This window comes from Cardinium endosymbiont of Nabis limbatus (genome assembly GCF_965196625.1).
In the GTDB taxonomy this organism is placed as follows: Bacteria; Bacteroidota; Bacteroidia; order Cytophagales; family Amoebophilaceae; genus Cardinium.
The window spans coordinates 883,267-905,293 of the sequence record NZ_OZ239769.1 but is presented as its reverse complement, the minus strand read 5'-3'; the positions used below and the strand labels follow the sequence as shown (position 1 = coordinate 905,293).

The 22,027-nt window shown below is 37.8% G+C and carries 18 protein-coding genes, 1 tRNA gene and 1 pseudogene; 15 read left to right on the top strand and 5 right to left on the bottom strand.

Annotated elements, in window-relative coordinates:
* Nucleotides 1–35: 35 nt before the first annotated feature.
* The 4 genes from ACOALF_RS04100 to ACOALF_RS04085 all read left to right on the top strand — a co-directional run bounded on the left by ACOALF_RS04100 (nt 36) and on the right by ACOALF_RS04085 (nt 7,087).
* Nucleotides 36–590, top strand: a complete 555-nt coding sequence (locus tag ACOALF_RS04100) for a DNA-3-methyladenine glycosylase (protein WP_419241231.1) — start codon at nt 36–38, stop codon at nt 588–590.
* A gap of 25 nt (nt 591–615) precedes the next feature.
* Nucleotides 616–4,974 carry a contractile injection system tape measure protein gene (locus tag ACOALF_RS04095; RefSeq protein WP_419241230.1) on the top strand — a complete coding sequence of 1,453 codons (4,359 nt, stop codon included), beginning with the start codon at nt 616–618 and terminating at the stop codon, nt 4,972–4,974.
* Nucleotides 4,975–5,151: 177 nt separating this feature from the next.
* Nucleotides 5,152–6,696, top strand: a complete 1,545-nt coding sequence (locus tag ACOALF_RS04090) for a hypothetical protein (RefSeq protein ID WP_419241229.1) — start codon at nt 5,152–5,154, stop codon at nt 6,694–6,696.
* Nucleotides 6,697–6,709: 13 nt separating this feature from the next.
* A complete protein-coding gene (locus ACOALF_RS04085; RefSeq protein WP_419241228.1) occupies nt 6,710–7,087 on the top strand; it encodes a hypothetical protein in 378 nt (125 codons plus the stop codon).
* Between the two features lie 83 nt (nt 7,088–7,170).
* On the opposite strand, the gene ACOALF_RS04080 is transcribed toward ACOALF_RS04085, so the two are convergent.
* Nucleotides 7,171–7,332, bottom strand: a complete 162-nt coding sequence (locus ACOALF_RS04080; RefSeq protein WP_419241227.1) for a hypothetical protein — start codon at nt 7,330–7,332, stop codon at nt 7,171–7,173.
* A 25-nt stretch (nt 7,333–7,357) separates the two neighbouring features.
* Here ACOALF_RS04080 and ACOALF_RS04075 point away from each other — a divergent pair, with 25 nt between their 5' ends.
* Together ACOALF_RS04075 and ACOALF_RS04070 are read left to right on the top strand one after the other, a co-directional pair.
* Nucleotides 7,358–7,717: a hypothetical protein gene (locus ACOALF_RS04075; RefSeq protein ID WP_419241226.1), complete on the top strand. Its 360-nt coding sequence runs from the start codon at nt 7,358–7,360 to the stop codon at nt 7,715–7,717.
* A gap of 60 nt (nt 7,718–7,777) precedes the next feature.
* Nucleotides 7,778–7,909 (top strand): hypothetical protein, encoded by a 132-nt coding sequence (locus ACOALF_RS04070; protein ID WP_419241225.1) that lies wholly within the window; start codon nt 7,778–7,780, stop codon nt 7,907–7,909.
* Nucleotides 7,910–8,062: 153 nt separating this feature from the next.
* Here the strand turns inward: ACOALF_RS04070 and ACOALF_RS04065 are convergent.
* Nucleotides 8,063–8,149: transfer RNA gene (locus ACOALF_RS04065), tRNA-Ser, on the bottom strand.
* Between the two features lie 132 nt (nt 8,150–8,281).
* Nucleotides 8,282–8,896: a DUF502 domain-containing protein gene (locus tag ACOALF_RS04060; RefSeq protein WP_419241224.1), complete on the bottom strand. Its 615-nt coding sequence runs from the start codon at nt 8,894–8,896 to the stop codon at nt 8,282–8,284.
* Between the two features lie 626 nt (nt 8,897–9,522).
* Here ACOALF_RS04060 and ACOALF_RS04055 point away from each other — a divergent pair.
* The 5 genes from ACOALF_RS04055 to ACOALF_RS04035 all read left to right on the top strand — a co-directional run bounded on the left by ACOALF_RS04055 (nt 9,523) and on the right by ACOALF_RS04035 (nt 14,853).
* Nucleotides 9,523–10,182, top strand: a complete 660-nt coding sequence (locus ACOALF_RS04055) for a metal-dependent transcriptional regulator (RefSeq protein WP_419241223.1) — start codon at nt 9,523–9,525, stop codon at nt 10,180–10,182.
* Nucleotides 10,179–11,117 (top strand): metal ABC transporter solute-binding protein, Zn/Mn family, encoded by a 939-nt coding sequence (locus tag ACOALF_RS04050; RefSeq protein WP_419241222.1) that lies wholly within the window; start codon nt 10,179–10,181, stop codon nt 11,115–11,117. The genes ACOALF_RS04055 and ACOALF_RS04050 overlap by 4 nt, the downstream gene beginning before the upstream one ends.
* Nucleotides 11,118–11,472: 355 nt before the next feature.
* Complete coding sequence (locus ACOALF_RS04045; protein ID WP_419241221.1) at nt 11,473–12,279, top strand: metal ABC transporter solute-binding protein, Zn/Mn family; 807 nt, start codon at nt 11,473–11,475, stop codon at nt 12,277–12,279.
* 2 nt (nt 12,280–12,281) lie between these two features.
* Entirely contained in the window at nt 12,282–13,025 is a 744-nt protein-coding gene (locus ACOALF_RS04040; protein WP_419241220.1) for a metal ABC transporter ATP-binding protein, read from the top strand.
* Between the two features lie 142 nt (nt 13,026–13,167).
* Nucleotides 13,168–14,853 (top strand): ABC transporter ATP-binding protein, encoded by a 1,686-nt coding sequence (locus ACOALF_RS04035; RefSeq protein ID WP_419241219.1) that lies wholly within the window; start codon nt 13,168–13,170, stop codon nt 14,851–14,853.
* Nucleotides 14,854–14,917: 64 nt separating this feature from the next.
* On the opposite strand, the gene ACOALF_RS04030 is transcribed toward ACOALF_RS04035, so the two are convergent.
* On the bottom strand, nt 14,918–17,314 hold the full coding sequence (locus tag ACOALF_RS04030; protein ID WP_419241218.1) for an alpha-ketoacid dehydrogenase subunit alpha/beta: 2,397 nt from the start codon (nt 17,312–17,314) through the stop codon (nt 14,918–14,920).
* 327 nt (nt 17,315–17,641) lie between these two features.
* Between ACOALF_RS04030 and ACOALF_RS04025 the strand changes: the two genes are divergently transcribed.
* Nucleotides 17,642–17,920: a co-chaperone GroES gene (locus ACOALF_RS04025; protein ID WP_419241217.1), complete on the top strand. Its 279-nt coding sequence runs from the start codon at nt 17,642–17,644 to the stop codon at nt 17,918–17,920.
* A 54-nt stretch (nt 17,921–17,974) separates the two neighbouring features.
* Complete coding sequence (gene groL, locus ACOALF_RS04020) at nt 17,975–19,606, top strand: chaperonin GroEL (protein ID WP_419241216.1); 1,632 nt, start codon at nt 17,975–17,977, stop codon at nt 19,604–19,606.
* Nucleotides 19,607–20,037: 431 nt separating this feature from the next.
* Here the strand turns inward: groL and ACOALF_RS04015 are convergent.
* A pseudogene (locus tag ACOALF_RS04015) lies at nt 20,038–20,266 on the bottom strand (transposase); the annotation flags it as partial.
* 219 nt (nt 20,267–20,485) lie between these two features.
* On the opposite strand from ACOALF_RS04015, the gene ACOALF_RS04010 reads away from it, so the two are divergent.
* A complete protein-coding gene (locus ACOALF_RS04010) occupies nt 20,486–21,370 on the top strand; it encodes a hypothetical protein (protein ID WP_419241215.1) in 885 nt (294 codons plus the stop codon).
* A 162-nt stretch (nt 21,371–21,532) separates the two neighbouring features.
* Entirely contained in the window at nt 21,533–21,799 is a 267-nt protein-coding gene (locus ACOALF_RS04005; RefSeq protein ID WP_419241214.1) for a hypothetical protein, read from the top strand.
* Nucleotides 21,800–22,027 lie beyond the last annotated feature (228 nt).

Here is a 22,027-nt window from a genome sequence, read left to right as displayed (position 1 = left end):
ACCGATGCTATGGTACACCACTCCACTGGCCTAAAATGATCTTAAATAGAGCTTTTTTTGCACAAGATACCAACACGGTAAGCATCCATTTAATTGGTAAACTTCTATGTTTTCATAACTTCCAAGGAATCATTACTGAAACAGAGAGTTATATTGGCACCAAGGATCCCGCTTGCCATGCAGCTAGGGGTATGACCCAAAGAACTAAAATCATGTTTGGGCCAGCTGGGTTTAGTTACGTCTATTTTATATATGGAAAATACTATTGCCTCAATATTGTTACGGAAACTTTAAATTTTCCAGCAGCCACACTTATTAGAGGCATACAACTGATCCATCCGCCCTATACTTATGTGAATGGTCCAGGCAAACTTTGCCAACTTTTAGGTATTGATTTAAGCCACAATGCAATCGATATAACGCTATCAAAAACATTGCATATTAAAGATATAGGTTGTCAGTTAGCCTATACATCAACACCTAGAATAGGGATTTCAAAAGGTTTAGATAAAATGTGGCGTTATGTTATTAAAGATAAAGATTGTATAAAACGTATATTGCCTAAAGTAACTGATATGGCTGGCCTGTAATAGCCTCTATAAAGTACTGGTATGCTTGTCTTCTACAACTGAATCGATTATGCCTATAAAAAACCATCATGTTATTCTACGTAGTCGGATTGAAGTTACTGTGGACCAGCACAGTCAAAATAGCATCCTCCAACATACCATTCATAAAATCATCCAGCAACGGATTATGCCTATTTTATCAAAGGTTTTTGCTGAATATGTTCCTGATGATGTAGTCATCCATTTAGATAAGCTTGTGGTAGATGGCGGGCGCTTCAATCTAGCTACCCTGCGCAAAGCACTACCCATCCAGGTAGAAAAGGTATTAAGGATTGAGTTAAAAAAACAGATTGAAAAGGCAATAGCTAACCCCACCGCTCACCAAGTTATACCACTTCCAGATGCAAAACGGCAAGCTATAGCCCATTATCTATCAGAAGGTAATTTTGCTTGGTGGATGATAGAGCGTTCTGAAAGACAGATTGAACAAATATATCTAGAATTGCTCCACCATACGCCTCTGCTGATACAACAGTTTTGGGGTGATTTGTATAAAAAAGAAAAAGCGGTGCAGCGCTGTATGGCACTTTTTGCCCGGCCTACTGTAGAGCATACGCTTGCATGCCTATTGAAGCAACCTATAGAATCTTTTAAGCTTATCTTAGCGGAAACAGCTTTATCGTTGCATCAAACAAAGATCTTAACCAGCCTATTGTATCCCCTGGAGCAGCAATTGCTTGCCATGAGCTTATTGGGCACGATCAACCAACAAAGATCCAAAGTAGACCGCATGGGTTTTTTGAATATGCTCCTCAAACAAGTGGCCTTACAAACTTCCACTAGCTATGAAGCAATTTTAGAAAAATTACATACGTACTATACGCAAAATGAGGTAAAATCTTCCCAAACCATTAAACCATTGGTCTTGCAGTTGCGTGACCTAGTGGTAACGCCACCAAAATTCTGGCATCAGGGTATTAAAAAGCAAGAAACGGTATTAAAAGAATTGGATAAAGTAGGCAATCAGAACATGGCATGTTATCAGCTATCAGCAGCTATGCATAGCATTAAGCTAGCCATGGACCAACCGAATGTACCTGCTCTAGTAAAAAGTTGGCTGCAAGAAGAACGCAATAGAGCGAAACTGGTTAAAAACCTACCTGATGCGCTTTTTATTGAATTTTTAGCATCTATAGATCCTTCTATTGTAGCTCTATTTTCTGATTTCACGCAGATCGCAACCGCTACTACTGCTACCATCGCACCAGCTTCTGCGATTAAAGCCATTACGCTAGCCTATTGTGCCTTTGAACATTCTAAAACCTTTTATCTTCAAGAGGTTCAGGCTTTGTTCAAAAAATATATGGCCAATCGTACCATCAGCCAGCAACGGTGTATAGCATTACTTGACACACAAGCCTATCACCCAGCCATACAATCGATCATGGCCCCATTGCTTTCCAGCACACCCCCTTTATCAGGTAAACTCCAAAATACCCTCTACGAAAATGGTATAATCCATCAGCAGCAAGCGACTGTTAGTAAAAACGATCGATTGGTTCAGCCTAAGGTGCCAAGCAGCCTTGTAAAAAAGATGCCATTTTCAGTCTATACACCCTATGCTGCTCATGTATTATATAATAAGTTGGCTGCACAGATCAAGCATCTAGATCTAACAGAAAGCTACTCAGAGAGGGCACCACTTGACACATGCCCAACCAAGCATTACACAACTGACTCAGATCGAGATCCTATTTCAGTAGATAAAGTTGCAGAAAACCCATTATCTGATGTAGTCGATTTTCTCCTTTATAATGAATTACCAAGAGACCAGTTGGTGCCAGCCTATATAATAGCCAAACGTTTGGCGCACGCAACACCCAACGAAATATGGAATCAATTAGCCCCTTTATGCCAAGAAGCAGCTATCTTAAAAAAATTAATGCAGCATGCCACAGAGGTAACCTTATCCAAACTATTTCAAGCCTTTATTCCCTTTCCCCATGCGCTATTAGATCGGTTAGAAAGGGTCATTATGCAATCAAAAGTAGTCCAGAACAGCCAACAGCAAACCAACATCCGTTTCATCAAAGAAATTTTTATTACGGCAGCCATTATGCATAGCCCGCCTGCTACTGAAAAAAAATATATAGCACGCATATTGCTGCACCTTAGTGCACAAACTTTATGCCCTCCAACTATTTTATGTGATCAGTTAATAGATGGCGCCCATCAGGCAGACGATTGCCAACTAGGGGAGGCCTTTTCTTTGCTCAAGGAAAGTTTAGCGCCACTGAATTTAAGTAAAATAGATGAAGTTGATCTTGTTTTTCTATCTACACATGAAACATTGCCACTCAACCAATCCCTTTGGCCACTTTACTATAGTAGGTTACTCCCAGCTATTAAGCATATGGTTCGGCAGGATGAGGATCTATCTCAGCCCGTGATGGACCAATTGGTTCGCGCACATTTGCCGACTATTGCCCAGCCATTACAACAAACCATTAGCATGGCGCTTTATAAGCAAATTACCGATACCCTACAAAGCAAAAAAGACCGAGTTGCACAAAGATGGCACCTCTTTTTACATACCGGTAAGTTGGGGAATTATCCAGATGGCACAGCCTTATTAAATGATGTTATGGCGCATCTTCCTACTTTTTCTTTAGCACAAGATAAAACACATGTACGTCAACGGCTTATTGCAAATTTTACCCACACACAGCTTATGCTACTGGTGCAAAGGCATAGTGATGTGGGCAAAGCATTAACAAGCTTTATAGAAGGGAGCCATCAATTGTGGTGTGCCACACAAGGAGCACTGGAGGGGCAACATGGTGCTAAAAATTTATTTTGGGAGGGCGTATTCAAAACACTACCTCAAGCACCTATTTCTAAAGAGGATTGGCTCGCAAAAATCACTGCCGAATGGAGCAACCTTTTAGAAATCACACCCACTACATTACTCGCTACTTTTCAACTCCTAGCTACCACCGGGATACCAGAAGCGCTAACCGCTTCATTGCATACACTACAAGACAAATACCGGAAAACGGTCCAACAACAAGCTATACAACGGGGCTACAAAACACCTATTTTAACCAAGTTGTATCTATTGTTCAATGGCAACCTATCTCTTTTTGACCAACAGTACCACGTAGAAATGCCTATATTAGGCAACCAATTGGTTCAGTGTATAGCCGACCGACCATCTGCCTTATCAAAGTTTTTAGAAGAGCAGGATAATCATCCATTAGTAGCCAGACGCATGGTACACTACTTTAGCCAAGAAGTTGTTACAAAGCTTATAGCCTTTTTGGCAAAAAACAAGTCCCAGTTTGTAATCCATTACCTCGATCTATTAACCAATCCATTGCAAGAGGCAACCAGTACTCCATCCATATGGAAAAAAGAACTATACATTGCTACCATATCTTATTTGATTACAAAAAAAGAATTTAAAGAAACTGAGTTTGTACAGAACACCTTACTGACCACTTGTTATGAGAAAGAAGCTATTTGCAAAATCATTGCCTCAAAGGTAGCTACTGCTCCCGCTAACGAAGCAGAAAATAAGCTCGTCACTTTGCTCAAGCCACTTCTCAAGTTAATGCATCAGCCTACTATTGCCCCATTCACTTTAGCAAACCATCCACTAGAAAAGGCAACCGAAACCAAGCAACAAGCACCACCTCCAAAAGCTAATACAGCAGAAAAAGAAGTGCGTGTATATACCAAAAATACTGGATTGGTTTTTTTATGGCCATTCTTTTATGATTTTTTTAAAATGCATAATCTGATGATGGGCAACCAATTTTTCTCTGAACAAGCAGCCCACAATGCAGTCTATCTTTTACAATACTTAATTACTGGCAAGCTAAAAAGTCCAGAATGGCAGCTTACCCTTCCCAAGCTGCTTTGTGGATTATCCTATGATGCAGTACTGCTACCCTATAGACCTATCAACCAAGGCTACGATGTAGATGCGCAAGAAGCAACCGAAGTAGCTACAGAGGCGTCAGCACAACAGAGACAAAAAGAGCCTATAGTAAAAACAGCAACCAGCACATCAATAGCTGATGGTGCCATGGAAGAGATTGCATGCCATAGCCAGGTACTCATTGAAAAAGTAATCAAACGTTGGAAAAGTCTAACCAAGCTTAAAGAAACCCCTTTATATCAAGATGCTACCACCGAGCATATATTAAAAAGTTACTTTTTAAACAGGCTAGGTATTTTAACTAGACACAACCCTGATTATCCTACTGAAAGCACATTTTGGCATTTAACCCTTATGCACCAGGAACAAGATCAAGAAAATTTACTTCCCCCCTGGTCTATGACCAGTATTAAACTACCTTGGATGCAAGAAGCAATTATTTTATTCTGGATGCCTGGGTAGTAGCGTCACCATCCATGTAGTGATCTTATAAAGGTGTTTTTTTATTAAAAATCTGTTTTTTTACTTGTAATTATTAAAATGGTTTTGTAATATCGCTATTGTAAGTCTTAGGTAGCCTTAATTTTTATGCAAAAATTAACTTACTTATAGTACTAATCATTTAACTCATTTTTTGCCATGTTGTATAAGAAAATAAGCTTGCCTCTTTTGCCATTTACTTGTTTGTTATTAGCGGGGTGCCCAGGAAATAATTCTAGCTCTTCATCTTCATCGACTACGGAAGATAGTAATAAAGTAAATGACAATCAGCTAAATAGTAGAAAGCCAGCCTTATCTATTTTGTCTTCTGAGCTTAAGCTACAAGCAAGTCTCAGTTGTAAGGAAGGTGCAGAAAAATTTTTTTTATTTCCATGTAAGACGGAAGTATCCAATATAGATGTAGATGGTAATATCGCTTTTATAGGGGTTCCAGCTGGTGTTGATGCTCAGTCAAGTTTTGAATCAGCCATAAAAGAAAATTCGGTGAAGGATAAACCAATTCAACTGTGCGATAACGGTTGCTTTATTTATTGGACTAACCTAGATAACGTTCGTACAGGAAAAGGGATTATTCGGCTGGACGAAAAGATATATAATCTATTGGCTTCAAGTGATAAGTATGATATGCATATGGCATATCTACCAGAAGGTGCATCTGCAAAAGATGCAGTATTTTCTGTTCAGTCATGTAAGATCGATACAAAAGAAAATGATCTATTAATACTACCTTGGGAAAATGTTGGTTTGAAAGCTGTGGAACGTATTAAAAAGCAAGTAGATAATGGTACAGCTTACTTTTTAAAAGGTACGGCCAGCAATACTGATTTATTATCAGATGAAACAAATACAAAAATGGGTTTTATCTTGGTAGAGCAAGAAAAATTAAGCAACATCTATGATTGGGTTCAGACCGTAATAACTTCTGAAAATGGTTGGCCTACTGAGGCGATGCAATTTAGTGAGGGCATAATTGTTCCAGGTAAATTCAGGACCACCGCTCCGCATATAGTAGCCGACTTATCACCTCAAGACCAACCTATTCAAAAGGGAAAATATACGATGCTTTGTTATTTGATTCAAGATAATCAACACTATTATTTGAGTCAAATGGAGCATGTCATGGGTGATGCTACAGAAGAAACACCTTCTAAGCCTCCTACTATTGAATTTGATGGCAGCACACATGGCTTACAGGTAGTCGACTTAAAGCTTGTGCGTGATAAGACATCCGATCAGGTTAAAAGTGTAAAGTTTTCAGAAGGTGCTAAAATCGAATACTCCGTTAATGGTCAGGTAGAAGCGCTTCCTGCTAATCTACAATCTGCTTTACTCTTTGTACCAAAAGGTACCATTTGGAGAACGAGTATATTGGAATCTTTATTTAAAGCTCTGCAAGAATCAGATGGCAATGCTAGTATCACAGATGATAGAAGCATCCTCCTTATTGCTGATCCGAACAAGCCACTAGACCCATCTTTTACTGATTTCTTTAATGGTACCGATTATCAATATTTTGCCTGCTTATTTTCTAAAGAAAATAATAAGCTTCATTTTTATACACAAAAAGAAGTATTAAGTATAGAAGACAAGGTGGCAATAAATAAACCGCAACCGCAGCCGGTTAACCCGAAACCAGAGGAAGCACCAAAGTCAGATGTCCTAAAAGATAACTTTAAAAAATGAAGGGGCTATTACTTTGCATAAAGTATGGGTAGGAAAAAATAATGCTACCTATGAACTTCCTAACGTTGTTTTTGAACCTAGTAACTTTAGTGAGCGTGAGCTTACCCACCAAGGTTTTTTAATAGCTAAAACTGAAGATCTGAATAATGAAAAAATGGATGATTACAGTTCTACCATTCAAGATTTTATTAAAAAAAGTGATACAAATAAAGGGGTATCTTATGGTGAGCCATTTTTGATCTTTAAAAAAGGTAGCGATTTAGATAAACCTACTCTATATAACAGATATAGTAGTCTGAAGAAAGGTAACGATGCTTTAACTATTACTTATTGGGCTCAATACAAAAATAAGATTGTATGGAGTAAACCGGTAAGTATAGCACTAAAATAAAGCATAGAGCTTTCCTATTCATATAATAGGTGGGTTGGTGGATAACTAAGTTATCTATTCAATTCACCTGTTTTTTAACATTTTTAAAAAGCTGCTAAAAGTACACTTACAGCCTGAACAATAGGAGCCATTCTATCTATGTTATTGTATAACACCTCCCTGCTAATGGTATTGGCCTTTTTGGCGTTCAACCTATTGATAGGCATTTTCTTTTCTAAAAAAACTACATTTCGTGCATATGCCATCTGCTTGTAAAGCTTATGTAAGCATTTGTGTATTGGGGGGGATGGCTATTCCACAGCTGACTCTAGCTTACACATAATTGCCATTATGGTTGGTCATGATTTATTGGAATGTATACAAGGCGTAAAAGCAGGCCCATATAGTCATCAACTTCGGTTGGCTAAATTAACGATACTAGCTACTGGTCTATTGGCTACGATGCTAACGATTTACCATATTGATTTATCTCAATTAACTAGGTATGTTATGGAGTATATTATGTATCTTTTTCCTGTTATAATAGTACCTCCTTTTATCTTAGCTGTTTTTGGTTTTCGAGGTAGTAGGCATACTGCTTTGATCGGAATGTTTATAGGTGCACTGTTCTATTTATACTTGGACAAGTAGATTGAACCTAAAATAGGCGTAGACGTTAGATTTTTTTCGCTGGTAGCCAATGGATTGGCTATGATGGTTGCCCATTATCTATTACCACAGCCAGCTGGTAAGGGGTGGGTTAGGGGAAATGATGAATATAAAAGAACACAACAGCTGATACGGGCATTTAAGCAATATAAAAAAGCTATAGATTCAGAATAGTGTCATACACTCGTTTCATTATTTTTACTGTGTACCAACTTTTTATCGGTGGCCATGGGCGAGAGGTATACGAAGGATCCATTTGCACCTCTGTGCTAGAATAGATTTCCCTTAAGTTGACACCATTGCATAAACACATACCCAGTATTTTCGAGGAGGGTGAGGGATTCGAACCCTCGGTACCGTTAAAAGTACCACGGTTTTCAAGACCGTTGCATTAAACCGCTCTGCCAACCCTCCTAGATAGAAATGATAGAATGATACCAATATAGATCAATATAAGTAACCTGCTCAATATAGCAATTTTACAAAAAAAACATACGCTATAAAAGAATTTTTAACATAACTAGGTTATTCTTATATAGAACGCTACTATAATACTGTTTCATCTAAATCTGGCCTATCCTCTTTGCCATTAGCATTTTTTAGTGGCGTCAGCCCTCCAGAAAAATTAAACTTCATTACTTCAGATCCAGATAAATCCAAAGGTGTAACCAATTCTGGAGGAACAATAATCAAGACTCCAGCTAAATCATAAGCATTAGGCAAATAAACCGCTATATGATTGGGCATAGAAAGCACCTCTAAAGATTCTTTTGTAATAAACCCTATTCTATATACCTGAGTGGTCTTATTCACTAAGACGATAACCGGTTTATTAAACTTTCCTTTGCTGCTTACAAACGCTGAAGTAAAATCCTTTAAATAAGAATAAAGCGCACGAATAAATGGAACCTTTTTGATGAGCCCTTCTGTAAATCCAAATACCGACTTCACTAGTAAAGTAGTACCTATATACCCCAATAGCGTTATAGAGGCTACTACAATGAACATACCCAGGCCTGGGATGCTAAGACTAACAAATCCATCTACCTTCAGCAATATCACTGAAATTAAATAAAGTGTGCCCCCTAATGGAACAATCAATAGCAATCCTCTAAAGAAGTAGAGTACCAGCCGGTTGATAAGTGGCTGTTCTGTTTTCATGATTTCAACATTATAAATGTAAAGCAGCCTAATCCTCAAACATTTAACTCCAATTTTAAGAAAAAAGATGATACTACACAATAGTATTTTGATCATCTTTATGCAAACCATATATGTTAAAGTATAAGATTTATAATTAGACATATATACTTGATAATGAGATTGTATATATTCTTTTACAGTATTTTATTTGGCGTTTTATTGGGTTATAGCCACTAAACATAAGACATATGGGCTCATATTTATTAAAGTTTTTATTTAATATTTATATATTTTATATTGATTGTTAATAATATTAATATTTATTACAAATAATATTTAGGCTTATTTCTTTCTAGTGTATACCCATTTACAATTTAAGGCACTTGTATGCTGAATAGTGGAACATAAAAATCCATCTTAGAAGCCTATCCCAACCAATTTTCTATTGAGCTATATTATAAAAAAGTATTTTATTCTGATTTTCATTATAAAAAATTTTTAGTCTAATCTAAAAAATTTTTTATACCAAACTAAAAACTAGGTATTTATGCCATTTAAAATCAACATATAGGCTATAGGATGGGTTAATATTTAGATATGTCTAAATATTTATTTAAATTTGACTAAAACTTTTCAATAGATCTATGAAACGTACACATGCAGAAGAGAATTATTTAAAAGCCATTTATATGCTTTCGGAAAAGAAAGAAACATTGGTTACCACTACTGCTATGGCAGAATTTTTACATACCAGTGCTGCATCTATTACGGACATGGTACAGAAACTACATCAAAAAGGGCTAGTAGTCTACCGTAAATACCAAGGTGTGACTTTGACAGAAACAGGGAAGCAATCTGCTATAAAGATTCTACGCAAACATTTGCTCTGGGAGGTTTTTTTGGTAGATAAATTAAAATTTGGCTGGAGCGAAATACATGAGATCGCAGAACAGCTAGAGCATATTGACTCTGATGTACTGATAGATAGACTAGATCATTTTTTAGGCAATCCATATTGTAACCCTCATGGTATAGTGATTCCAAATGCTGATGGACATATTATCGCTAAACCCAGATGGTTAATGACCGATCTATCTGAAGGGGAAAGTGGCATAGTAAGTGTCATTAAAGATGACTCAGCTTCTTTTTTACAATATTTGGGTAAAAGAAATATTTACTTAGGGGTTAAAATAACCGTTGTTGAGAAGATCCAATTTGATGAATCTATGGATATATCTATTGATAACCAATATAAAATTAATATATCCCGTAAAATAACAGATAACATTTTAATAACTTTATGATGGCTATTTTGATGAGGCATCTACTTTTAAATAAGCATAAAATTTTTTATTTCTTTTTTTGCTTGGGTCTATTTTCATGTTCTGATGATACCGATAACCAGCTATTTACCATTTTAACTACTACTGGTATACTAGGAGATGCTGTTCAAAACATTGTACAAGATGATAAGGATGTAGTGGTAGTCAGTCTAATGGGGCCTGGTATAGATCCACATACCTATCAAACTACTCAAAAAGATGTACAACAGCTTGAGCATGCGGATATGATATTTTATAATGGGCTTGATTTAGAAGGAAAAATGAATAATTTATTAAAAAAAATGGCTCAAAAAAGAAAGGTATATGCGGTTGGTAATGCCCTTCATGCAACACAGCTACTATGCGATGGTGCGATTGGCATAGACCCTCATATCTGGTTTGATATAAGACTATGGAAACAAGTAATCAGCTTTATCAGTCAAAAGCTCCAAGCAGCAAGGCCTGAATCAGCGGCTCGCTATCAAAATAATACCGTTGCTTACCTAGAAACTTTAGAGCAATTACACCAATCCATTACCACCCAACTGCAATCCATTCCAAAAGAACAACGGGTATTGATTACTGCACATGATGCTTTTGGTTATTTTGGCAAGGCCTATGATATAGAAGTAGTTGGTTTACAGGGTATTTCTACTGTATCTGAGTGTGGTTTAAAAGACATTAATCGTATTGTACAGCTTATTATAAAACGAAATATTAAAGCAATTTTTCTTGAAACTTCTGTTTCAGATAAATCCATGCGGGCTGTATTAGAAGGTTGTGCGCATTACGGCCATAAGGTAGGGGTAGGAGGGTACCTCTATTCAGATGCACTTGGTGCACCTGACACCTTAGAAGGCACCTATTGTGGGATGGTCCGTGCCAATACTACAACCATTGTGAATGCACTGAAATAAATATGAAGGCTCAATAGAAGATATAAAGAGATCATAATTCCACCACTATCAATAGCAAAGTTATAGAGAAAAAGTTAGGTTTGCATAACCCGCTCATAAAGTTATAAAGACATGTAATAGGATTATTGAATGAAGCCCATCTAAGCAGTAAGAAAGATTCCATAATCTATAAGAAATGGCAATAGTGTATCAATAGCTGTATAGTGTTAGAAAAATATTCTGTATGATAGCCACTTTTAATAAATACATAGTATCAAATTTGTATAAAGTTTTTTGTCTATTTTTTTGTTGCATTTTATCCTCTTGTTTTGATGAGACTACGAATGAAAAATTTGTTATTTTATCCACTACAGGTATGCTCGGAGATGCTATTAAAAACATTGTAAAAGAAGATGTCCAGGTAGTGGTCCTAATGGGACCTGGTATAGATCCGCATACCTATCAAACTACTCAAAAAGATGTTCAACAACTTAAACATGCTGATATAGTCTTTTGTCATGGGCTTTCCTTAGAAGGAAAAATGAATGACCTATTAGAAAGAATAGCTCAAGAAAAGAAAGTTTATGCGGTTAGTGATGCCCTTCATACAACACAGCTATTGTTTGAGGATATTTTTCCTATTGGCATAGATCCCCATATTTGGTTTGATGTACAACTATGGAAACAGGTAGTCGGTTTTATTAGCCAAAAGCTCCAAGCAGCAAGGCCCGAATCAGCAGCTTACTATCAAAGCAATACGTTTGCTTACATAAAGGTACTAGAACAATTACACCAATCCATTACTACCCAAATTGCATCTATTCCAAAAAAACAACGGGTATTGGTCACTGCACATGATGCTTTTGGTTACTTTGGCAAGGCATATAATATAGAAGTAGTTGGTTTACAGGGTGTTTCTACTGTAGCTGAATGTGGTTTAAAAGACATTAAACGTATTGTAGAGCTTATTATAGAACGAAACATCAAAGCAGTTTTTTTTGAAACTTCTGTTTCAGATAAATCTATGCAGGCTGTAGTAGAAAGTTGTGCCCATTACGGACATAAGATAGGGGTAGGAGGGTACCTCTATTCAGATGCACTTGGTGCACCTGACACCTTAGAAGGCACCTATTGTGGAATGCTCCGCGCCAATACTACAACCATTGTGAATGCACTAAAATAAATATGATGCAAATAAAAAAGGATATCATAAACATAAAGGATTTAACCGTTGGTTATACAAAGAACAAAATTGTACTGGAAAAAGTTAGTTTTGGTTTACCATCCCATAAAATTATTGGCATAATAGGTCCTAATGGGGCAGGTAAATCTACTTTACTAAAGGCTGCCATGGGGCTTATTCCTTATCAAAAGGGTACAATAAAACTATTTGGAGAACCTATAGATAAGGTAAGAAAACGCATTAGTTATGTACCTCAAAAAGAATCAGTAGATTGGAACTTTCCTGCTTCCGTCTTTGACATTGCGCTTTTGGGTAGGTATAATAGATTGGGATTTTTTCAACGTCCTAACAAAAAAGATAAAGCAATAGCTATGCAGTGCTTAGAAAAGCTAGGTATGGCACATCTTGCTAAGCGACAAATTGGAGAGCTATCTGGAGGGCAACAACAACGTGTATTTTTAGCTAGGGCATTGGCACAAGATGCAGAATTGTATTTTATGGATGAACCTTTTACAGGTATAGATGTTACGACAGAAAAAATCGTTATTAAACTTTTAAAAGATATGGTCGCAGCAGGGAAAACGATTGTGGTGGTACACCATGATTTAGGATCTGTACATGGCTATTTTGATTGGTTGGTATTGCTTAATCATACGCTGGTAGCTTCCGGTAATACAAAAGAGGTTTTTACAGCTGACTTCCTAGAAAAAACCTATGGTACTACATTCTCTTGCTTGCGAGCGTAAATTGATGGTGTGTAGACAATTTTGTTCAATTTAAAGGTGAGAAAATTATTAGGTAATAATTCCCAAAATAGATATGCATCATAAGCCATTTTCTTTTTTATGGTCGGTTATAAAACCATACAAATATCAATACCTAATCATGATGATCGCTCCATTTGGAAATGCGATATATCCGATTATCTATAACTACGCTGTGAAACTATTGATTGATCTATTTACTCAAGATCAACATATTACTTTTAAAAAAAGTTACAAAGCCATAGCATGGTTTATAGGGGCCCAAGTTATACTTGATGGTGGATGGCGTGCACATAATTTTGCTCAATTAAAATGTATGCCTAGCATTGTAAAGAGCATGTTATATAGCGTTTGTAAACATTGTTTTAATCTGCCCTATAGTTATTTTCAAAATAATCTTTCAGGTTCTATTATTGGTAAGATAAAAGGCATTGGTGATAACTATCTTAAGATACATCAGGCACTTGAATGCAAACTTAGTGTCCCATTATTGATTACATTATTTTGTAGCATTGCGCTAGCGCTTACTAATATAAAAATATTCTTTTTTGTGCTAATATTTAGTATTACCTACTCACTAATAGCCTTTCACTTTTTTACAAAAATTGCTAATATGGAGAAAGCCAAGCAAGATTCTTGGTATTACTTGTTTGGAACAGTTGCTGATCGTATGACTAACATCTTCACAATCTTTTCTTTCGCTACCAAAAAGCGTGAATTAAAGAAAATCCAAGATTATTATAACAATATACACACACCATTACTGACCAAGTACTATAGGTATGACCTAATTGTATCTATCATATTAGGTTTATTCTATTGGGTATTTTTGATATTTCTATTTTGTTATGCTATATATTTACGTAATAGTGGCCAAATATCCATTGGAGATATTGCTTTTATTATCTCTCTTACCTTCTCATTTAGTGAAAACTCGTGGCGTACAACAAACCAGATTAAAAATTTTTTAGAAAATATTGCTGCTTTTCGTTCGGCATTTACCATTATGCAAATACCTAAAGATACAATAGATAAACCTGATGCGATGGAACTAGGCGTTTTAAGGGGTGCTATTCTATTCCAGAATCTATCTTTCAGTTATGCAAAGAACCAGCCTATCTTTCAAGATCTAAATCTTGCTATCCAAGCGGGTCAAAAGGTAGGTATAGTCGGACGCTCTGGATCTGGGAAGTCCACTTTAATATCTTTACTACTTAAAAATTTTAAACCAACAAGTGGAAATATTATTATTGATAATCAAAGTATTTATGATGTTTCTTCCGAAAGTTTACGTACACAAGTATCATTAATTCCACAAGATATCATGTTGTTCCATCGTTCTATTGGAGAGAATATTGGTTATGCCAAAGAAGATGCCACGCAAGCTGAAATTACCAATGCGGCAAAAGTAGCGGGCATCCATGAATTTATTGAAACCCTTCCTGATCAATATAATACACTTGTAGGGGAACGGGGGGTTAAACTAAGCGGTGGACAACGTCAACGGATTGCAATTGCCAGGGCTATGCTCAAAAATGCACCTATTTTGATTTTAGATGAAGCTACTTCTTCACTGGATAGCCATACCGAACAAGAAATTCAGAGAGCCATCAGCAAAGTGCTTGAAGTAGATCGTGTAACCGTTATTGCTATAGCACATCGTCTTTCAACTATAAAACATTTAGATAGAATTGTGGTTATGGACAATGGAAGCATTATTGAGGATGGGAACTTTATAGACTTATTGGCTATTCCAGATGGTAAATTTAAGGCTCTTTGGGACCACCAAGTAAATGGAATGCTAGTTTAGCTATTTAACGAGGACATAATGGGTAGCCGTGAAAGAGAGAGAAAAGTAAGCAAATTTTATAGCATCAAAAAATAGCTGGGTAACGTAGTGGATCTACTTGATGTATCATGTTATATATTTTACCAACCACTTCTTCTACATTAGGTTTAGAAAAATAGTTTCCATCATCTCCGTAGGCGGGGCGATGGGGTTTGCTGGTAATGGTTAGAGGCGCTGCGTCCAGCATGGCATAGCCATTCTGTGCTTCCAATACCTGTTGCATCATATAAGCGGTTGTACCACCTGGTACATCTTCATCTGCAAACACAATCCGATTGGTTTTCGCTAATGATTGGGCAATGCCATGGTGGATGTCAAAAGGTAATAAGGTTTGTACGTCCATTACTTCGCATTCTATCGCTAAAGCAGAGAGCCCATCTGCTGCTTTACAAACAATACGGCACATGGCACCATAGGTTACAATGGTCACATCTCTACCTACACGAAGGCGCTCTGGAACACCTATGGGTATGGTCATTGCAGCCACGTTACTAGGCATAGGCTCTTTTAAGCGGTAACCATTTAAACACTCAATGATTAAAGCAGCATCATCTGACTGCATCATCGTATTGTAGAAGCCAACTGCTTGGGTCATATTACGGGGCACGAGTAGGTATATACCCCTTATCGCATGCATAATGCTCGAGATATAAGAACCTGCATGCCAAATACCTTCTAACCGGTGGCCTCTGGTACGAATAACCATAGGTGCTTTTTGCCCTCCTTTTGTTCTATATCGAAGCGTTGCTAAATCATCTTCTATAATTTGAAGGGCATAAGGCAGGTAATCTAAGTATTGTATTTCAACGATAGGCCTTAGCCCACGCATAGCTGCACCAATGCCTTGACCAATCATCGTACATTCTCGAATGCTGGTATCTGTTACACGTAATTCCCCATATAGCGTTTGTAGACCTGCAAAGCCTTGATTGACATCACCTATTTTCCCTAAATCTTGTCCAATCGCAAAAATACGACCGTCACGCGCCAATAACGCTTTAAAACCACTACATAATATTTCTCTACCGTCTACCTGCTCAGGGTTTTCTCCATAAATAGGTGGATTCCCTTTTACACATAAGGCCGCATTGCTAGCATTGCTATAGAGATCGCTGTTAAATCTTTTTGCGTTATCTCTTATATTCTTATGCCACCAAGCAAGTAGCCCTTTTTTATGTAGATAGGGTATATTGCGTAATGCATAGAGCGCTTGGTCTGCTGCCCGGGTTACATCCAAATGGCGGGGATATGGGCATCTGGCGAGTGCATCCACAATGGCTGGAAGCGGACTATGGCCGGTTTCTTCTTTGGGCAATACAATGTTATTGAGTAAAGCCAGTAGCTCTTTTTTTTCTTGCCTATTTTCATTCATTAATGCATCCCAGGCTGCTTGCTGCGCTATTTTTACTTTTTTATCTGCAGCTATGGCAATTTGTTGGAGCCTTTCTTCTGTGGTGATGCCACTTTCTATGATCCATGCGGCCATCTTTGGCAGGCAATCGTACTCCGCCTCCCATCTTAATCGTTCTGCCGGTTTATAACGTTCATGAGAACCAGATGTAGAATGGCCTTGTGGTTGGGTGAGCTCTTTAACGTGAATCAGTACAGGAACATGCTCTTTTCGACAGATGGTTACTGCTTGTTGATAGGTATGGCATAAGTCTACATAATCCCATCCTTTCGTAACAAATATTTCATATCCAGGCTGGGTATGTGTTCGTTGGAAGCCACTTAAAATGGTTGAAATATCTCCCTTAGTAGTATGATACTGCTGGGGAACCGAAATGCCATATCCATCATCCCAAATAGAAATACACATAGGCACCTGCAATACCCCCCCTGCATTAATGGTTTCAAAAAACATACCCTCTGAAGTGCTTGCATCACCAATGGTACCAAAAGCTACTTCATTACCTTTATTGGAGAAATTTTTTTGAATATTCTGAAAATCAGCAGACCGATATAATTTAGAAGCATAGGCCAGCCCCAATAATCTAGGCATTTGTGAAGCCGTACAGGAGAGATCAGCTGAAACATTTTTGCTGGTTAATTGATTAAGCCAATTACCCGCTGCATCTATAAATCTTGTTGCAAAATGGCTGTTCATCATTCTCCCTCCAGAAGCCGGATCAGCCTCTATGGAAGCGTGTGCATATAATTGGGCAAAGTATTGTTGCAAGGTTAACGCACCAATCGCAAACATAAAAGTTTGGTCCCTGTAGTAACCAGAACGCCAATCTCCAGCTTCGAAATATTTAGCCATAGCGAGTTGCGCAACCTCTTTGCCATCTCCAAAAATTCCAAATTTGGCCTTTCCTGCAAAAACCTCTTTGCGTGCCAATAGACTTGCTGCCCTGCTTTCGCAAGCTATGCGGTAGTCATTCACGATTTCAGTAGGCGTAATGGATAAGGATTTTAACATATGCTTTATTATAATAGGCCTCTTTCGAACTATATGATCTCTAAATTTAAAGCCTTTTTAATTCATTACCATAGCACGGTAGCGATATCGCACAGCAACTTCTATAAGATAGTTTAAAAAGGCATGAAAAAGAGATCTATTATGGACGGACACTGACTAATTGTCAGTAACTATCTAGCTATACTGTACATTATTGAAGCGATCAAGCAGTTTGGCATGAAACCTGCTGTAGTGCAGATCAGGTTAAAGTCCGTGCGACCAAATTATTCTGTGGTTCACGTTTTAATTTCGATTTATACGATCAACCATTATTATAAAATATAAGTTATGAGCAAAGTTCATATAAAACCATTAGCTGATAGGGTTCTAGTAGAGCCTGCAGCAGCTGAAGAAAAAACAATAGGCGGAATTATTATTCCTGACAGTGCTAAAGAAAAACCTCAAAAAGGAGAAATCATTGCAGTAGGCCCAGGAAAGAAAGATGAACCTATGACCCTTAAAGTAGGGGATAAGGTACTTTATGGGAAGTATAGTGGTACAGAGTTACATATAGATGGTAAGCTCTATCTTATTATGAAAGAATCTGATATTTATGCCATTGCTTAATAGCATGGCAGGCGTTGATCAGCTCTTTATAACCTTATAATAAACTAATATACAATGGCAAAGAATATAATTTTTGATGCAGAAGCACGAGAAAAGCTTAAGCGAGGTATTGATACAATGGCCAACGCTGTGAAGGTTACCTTAGGCCCAAAAGGAAGAAATGTTATTTTAGATAAAAAGTTTGGTGCCCCTAGTGTCACTAAAGATGGTGTATCGGTAGCAAAAGAAATCAGCCTAAAAGATCCTGTAGAAAATATGGGAGCACAGCTGGTTAAAGAAGTGGCTTCTAAAACAGCAGATAGTGCTGGAGATGGTACGACTACCGCTACACTCTTGGCACAATCTATTTTTACACATGGTATTAAAAATGTGGCTGCAGGTGCCAATCCTATGGATCTCAAACGTGGTATAGACAAAGGTGTAGGCGCAATTGTTAAAAAGTTGCAAGAAGTCTCTAAAAAGATTAATAGTTCTAAAGAAATAGAACAGGTAGCCACTATTTCCGCTAATAATGATAGCAAAATCGGTAAAATGATTGCAGATGCTATGGATAAGGTGGGCAAAGATGGTGTGATTACAGTTGAAGAGGCTAAAGGTACCGAAACAGAAGTAAAAGTAGTAGAGGGGATGGAATTTGATCGGGGCTATTTATCGCCTTATTTTGCCACTAATACAGAAAAAATGGAGGTAGAGCTTTCGAATCCTTATATATTGATTTGTGATAAGAAGATTTCTACCATGAAGGATTTATTACCTATTTTAGAGGCCGTTTCTCAAAGTGGTAGACCATTGGTGATTATTGCCGAGGATGTAGATGGTGAAGCGTTGGCGACACTTGTTGTAAATAAAATCCGTGGCGTTTTGCGTGTAGCTGCTGTAAAGGCACCTGGCTTTGGCGATAGAAGAAAAGCAATGTTGGAGGATATTGCGGTGCTTGCGGGAGGTGCTGTAATCTCTGAAGAAAAAGGTTGCAAGCTTGAAACCGCTACTTTAGACTGTTTGGGTACGGCAGAAAAAATCAATATCGATAAGGATAGTACAGTTATTGTAAATGGTGGTGGAAACAAGAAAGATATTGAAGCGAGAATCGCCCAAATTAAAGCACAAATCGCACATGCTACTTCTGATTACGATAAAGAAAAACTACAAGAACGTTTGGCAAAGCTATCTGGTGGTGTAGCCATTCTTTATATTGGTGCGGCTACAGAAGTAGAAATGAAGGAGAAAAAAGACCGTGTAGATGATGCCTTACATGCAACAAGAGCAGCTGTGCAAGAGGGTATTATTCCAGGCGGAGGTGTGGCTTTGTTACGTGCAGCTGGGATATTAGATACCATATCTGTAGAAAATGAAGATGAAGGTACCGGTGTTAAAATCTTAAAGCTGGCACTAGAGTCTCCTTTAAGAACCATTGTGTCCAATGCAGGTGGTGAGCCATCTGTAGTGGTACAACGCGTCAAAGAAGGTTCTGATTCCTTTGGGTACAATGCCCGCACAGATGCATTTGAAGAACTCTATGCAGCTGGCATCATTGATCCAACTAAAGTAACCAGATTGGCGCTAGAGAATGCAGCTTCTATTGCTTCTCTTTTGCTCACTACAGCTTGTGTAGTAGCCGATGATCCTGAGGATGAGAAAGCTGCTCCTATGCCTCAAATGGGTGGCGGAATGGGTGGTATGATGTAGAATGCGTCTTTATCGCTATCTATTGGTAAAAATCAGGTGATGGGCAATAACCCATCGCCTGATTTTTTGTATTTGTATGCTAATAGATGCATATAGCACTCCGTAATTGGTCAACAGCTTGTTGACCAATTACATCTTGATTATATACTTAAGCAAACTTCCGCATATATTTGAGGTTTTGTGGGCTGAAGCTTTTCATCAAGTTGACACCATTAACTGAACATGGATGTTGGAATAATCTTTTTGCCTAAGATTTTTATGAGGAATGCTAGGCCTCATACAAAAATTGAGACCGTTGCAATAGGATGGCAATAAAATTTTTGTTATTCCTCTAGGGTTATTTTTTGTCATTTTTTCTGTTCTGGAAGCATAAATTTTATTATTTATTGATTTTCAGGATTATTTTATTCAATTTTGGACAGACCATCTCCCTAAACACCTCTTAATATGATATTTGGTTCCCTATATAAATTGTAGGCTATTGCTTCTAAAACATGTTGCGTATGCATCTTATCAAGCCCTACATACCGAGGCTCGAGCACTACGGAACCAACTTTTAATACTTCCAAATACGCGCTCTACCTTATATCGAGTTTTAGCTACCAGTTTATTAAACGGCTTAGCAGTAGGTGATAAAGAATGATTTTCAATAACTTTTCTAGCGCTGCCCTAAACTTGCTTAATAGACTATGGTCTGGAACAGGACTATCCATAGAAATTCCACAAAATCAGCTAAAGGTGATACAATCATTTACTTCTTCTTTGACTGCATAGTCACTCAAACCATACCACGTCTGGAGCATAAATTTGGTTTTATAAAATTTATTTTGTAATTAAAATATTCTATTTTATTTTTCAATATTTTTAACGAGTAGTATTATGAAACGGTTACATAACCTATTATTTTTATTGTTATCCCTTTCTGGGTGCAATAAAGCGCATCAAATGGGGATGCGTTCAACAGAAGAATCATTTCAAGATCGTATTCCACCTTCTAACCTACCTGTTATTTTAGATAAACAAACCATTTTCACGGCATCAGGCGGTCATTTGGGTTCTTTTTCACAAAAAGATGGTATTTGGGTAGCTACGGTGGATAAAAAGTTACCTCTAGGTTTTAGCAATAAAGTCAAATTACCGGTCCATTGTGCAGCGGGATTTTCGGTGGAAGGATTATCCGGTTATAGCCCTGAAGGGCAGAAAAATCTAATCCATATTGAGCGCACATCTTCTGGCCAAGCTATCGTTTATGTAGGCAAGATAGGATTGATGGGAGGGGGAGCAGTTCAGAGTTGGGAACGTGAAGGTCATTCTGCATATCGTGTATCATGTGGTGTTCTAGGCTTCGTGGAGGAATATCATAAATGTTTACAATGTGGGTATCGTCGTGTAGGTGACACTAACACTGTTGCAAATAGTTTAATCTCTCATTACTGTAATAACTGTAAAAAATGTTTAGTAAAATATAAATGTCCCTATTCCTACACCAGAATTTGTAAAGAATGTTGCGGTTGCAGCGAGCGGATTGCCTCAGAGAAAGAGCGAGAAAGCGTAGAGAAGAGGAAGCAAGGGAGGAATCAGAGCGCAGACGCAGAGAAGAAGAAGCTAGGAAAAGGTCTTCTTATTCCTATTCTTCTTATTCCTATAGCCCTAGCACTTCGTATCAAGATAGAGAAGCTGAAAAGAAGCGTAAAGAGGAAGAAGCAAGAAAACAGCGATTGGCATCAGAAAGGAGCAGTTTGTTATCATCAGCAATGGGTATAACGTCCAGCGTTAATGCTGACACCTCTACGAGTACCGTTAACCGAAAATGGTAGTATCTACTAGGATACTAGTAATAAAATCATCTGGTATGCTTTTTTTTAGTGACCCACTAAGACCAAGCTATTTTACATTAACGTAAGGTTAATTTAACGCTTTATTTCTATGCATTTTCCTTGTAAGCGGTTTATTGCGCGTCTATTGCTATTTGGTCAACTTTTAAGCAGCTGTGCCAATCCCGTTCGGTTGCGTATAGGGCATGCTCCAAGACATATAAGCACTCGGCAACCGGACCAGGCTACTCCTTTTATACCCACCATTGTCCAAACTTACCTAGCCAAGGGTGGCCATCACGTAACCTTTTCGAAAAAGGAATGCAGTTGGAAAGCCAAGGTAGTAGAAAATAGACCCAAAAAGTGGTTCTACCAGTAACGTTTCAACGGCAGATGCTCGAGCTCCATCTACTTCTGCAGTAAGTAGCAGTAGTCCTTCCCGTAATCTATCGTCTTATGATAGTAATGAAGATACAACTGGTAGGAGCAATCAGGTTGAAAAAAGAGAAGCTGCTGTAGATGCAACCCTAGTAGCAATAGAGGCACCCAATAACGATAGCTCTAATGCTCAAGCCACTGCAACCAGGTTTCCTTCAGCCAGGAGTAG

Coding starts and splice junctions, on each gene's coding strand:
- ACOALF_RS04035 (WP_419241219.1), top strand. CDS start 13,168: ATGATCGCTCCATTTGGAAATGCGATATATCCGATTATCTATAACTAC.
- ACOALF_RS04050 (WP_419241222.1), top strand. CDS start 10,179: ATGATGGCTATTTTGATGAGGCATCTACTTTTAAATAAGCATAAAATT.
- ACOALF_RS04100 (WP_419241231.1), top strand. CDS start 36: ATGATCTTAAATAGAGCTTTTTTTGCACAAGATACCAACACGGTAAGC.
- groL (WP_419241216.1), top strand. CDS start 17,975: ATGGCAAAGAATATAATTTTTGATGCAGAAGCACGAGAAAAGCTTAAG.
- ACOALF_RS04030 (WP_419241218.1), bottom strand. CDS start 17,314: ATGTTAAAATCCTTATCCATTACGCCTACTGAAATCGTGAATGACTAC.
- ACOALF_RS04055 (WP_419241223.1), top strand. CDS start 9,523: ATGAAACGTACACATGCAGAAGAGAATTATTTAAAAGCCATTTATATG.
- ACOALF_RS04060 (WP_419241224.1), bottom strand. CDS start 8,896: ATGAAAACAGAACAGCCACTTATCAACCGGCTGGTACTCTACTTCTTT.
- ACOALF_RS04045 (WP_419241221.1), top strand. CDS start 11,473: ATGCTCGGAGATGCTATTAAAAACATTGTAAAAGAAGATGTCCAGGTA.
- ACOALF_RS04090 (WP_419241229.1), top strand. CDS start 5,152: ATGTTGTATAAGAAAATAAGCTTGCCTCTTTTGCCATTTACTTGTTTG.
- ACOALF_RS04080 (WP_419241227.1), bottom strand. CDS start 7,332: ATGGCATATGCACGAAATGTAGTTTTTTTAGAAAAGAAAATGCCTATC.
- ACOALF_RS04025 (WP_419241217.1), top strand. CDS start 17,642: ATGAGCAAAGTTCATATAAAACCATTAGCTGATAGGGTTCTAGTAGAG.
- ACOALF_RS04005 (WP_419241214.1), top strand. CDS start 21,533: ATGCATTTTCCTTGTAAGCGGTTTATTGCGCGTCTATTGCTATTTGGT.
- ACOALF_RS04070 (WP_419241225.1), top strand. CDS start 7,778: ATGATGGTTGCCCATTATCTATTACCACAGCCAGCTGGTAAGGGGTGG.
- ACOALF_RS04010 (WP_419241215.1), top strand. CDS start 20,486: ATGAAACGGTTACATAACCTATTATTTTTATTGTTATCCCTTTCTGGG.
- ACOALF_RS04040 (WP_419241220.1), top strand. CDS start 12,282: ATGATGCAAATAAAAAAGGATATCATAAACATAAAGGATTTAACCGTT.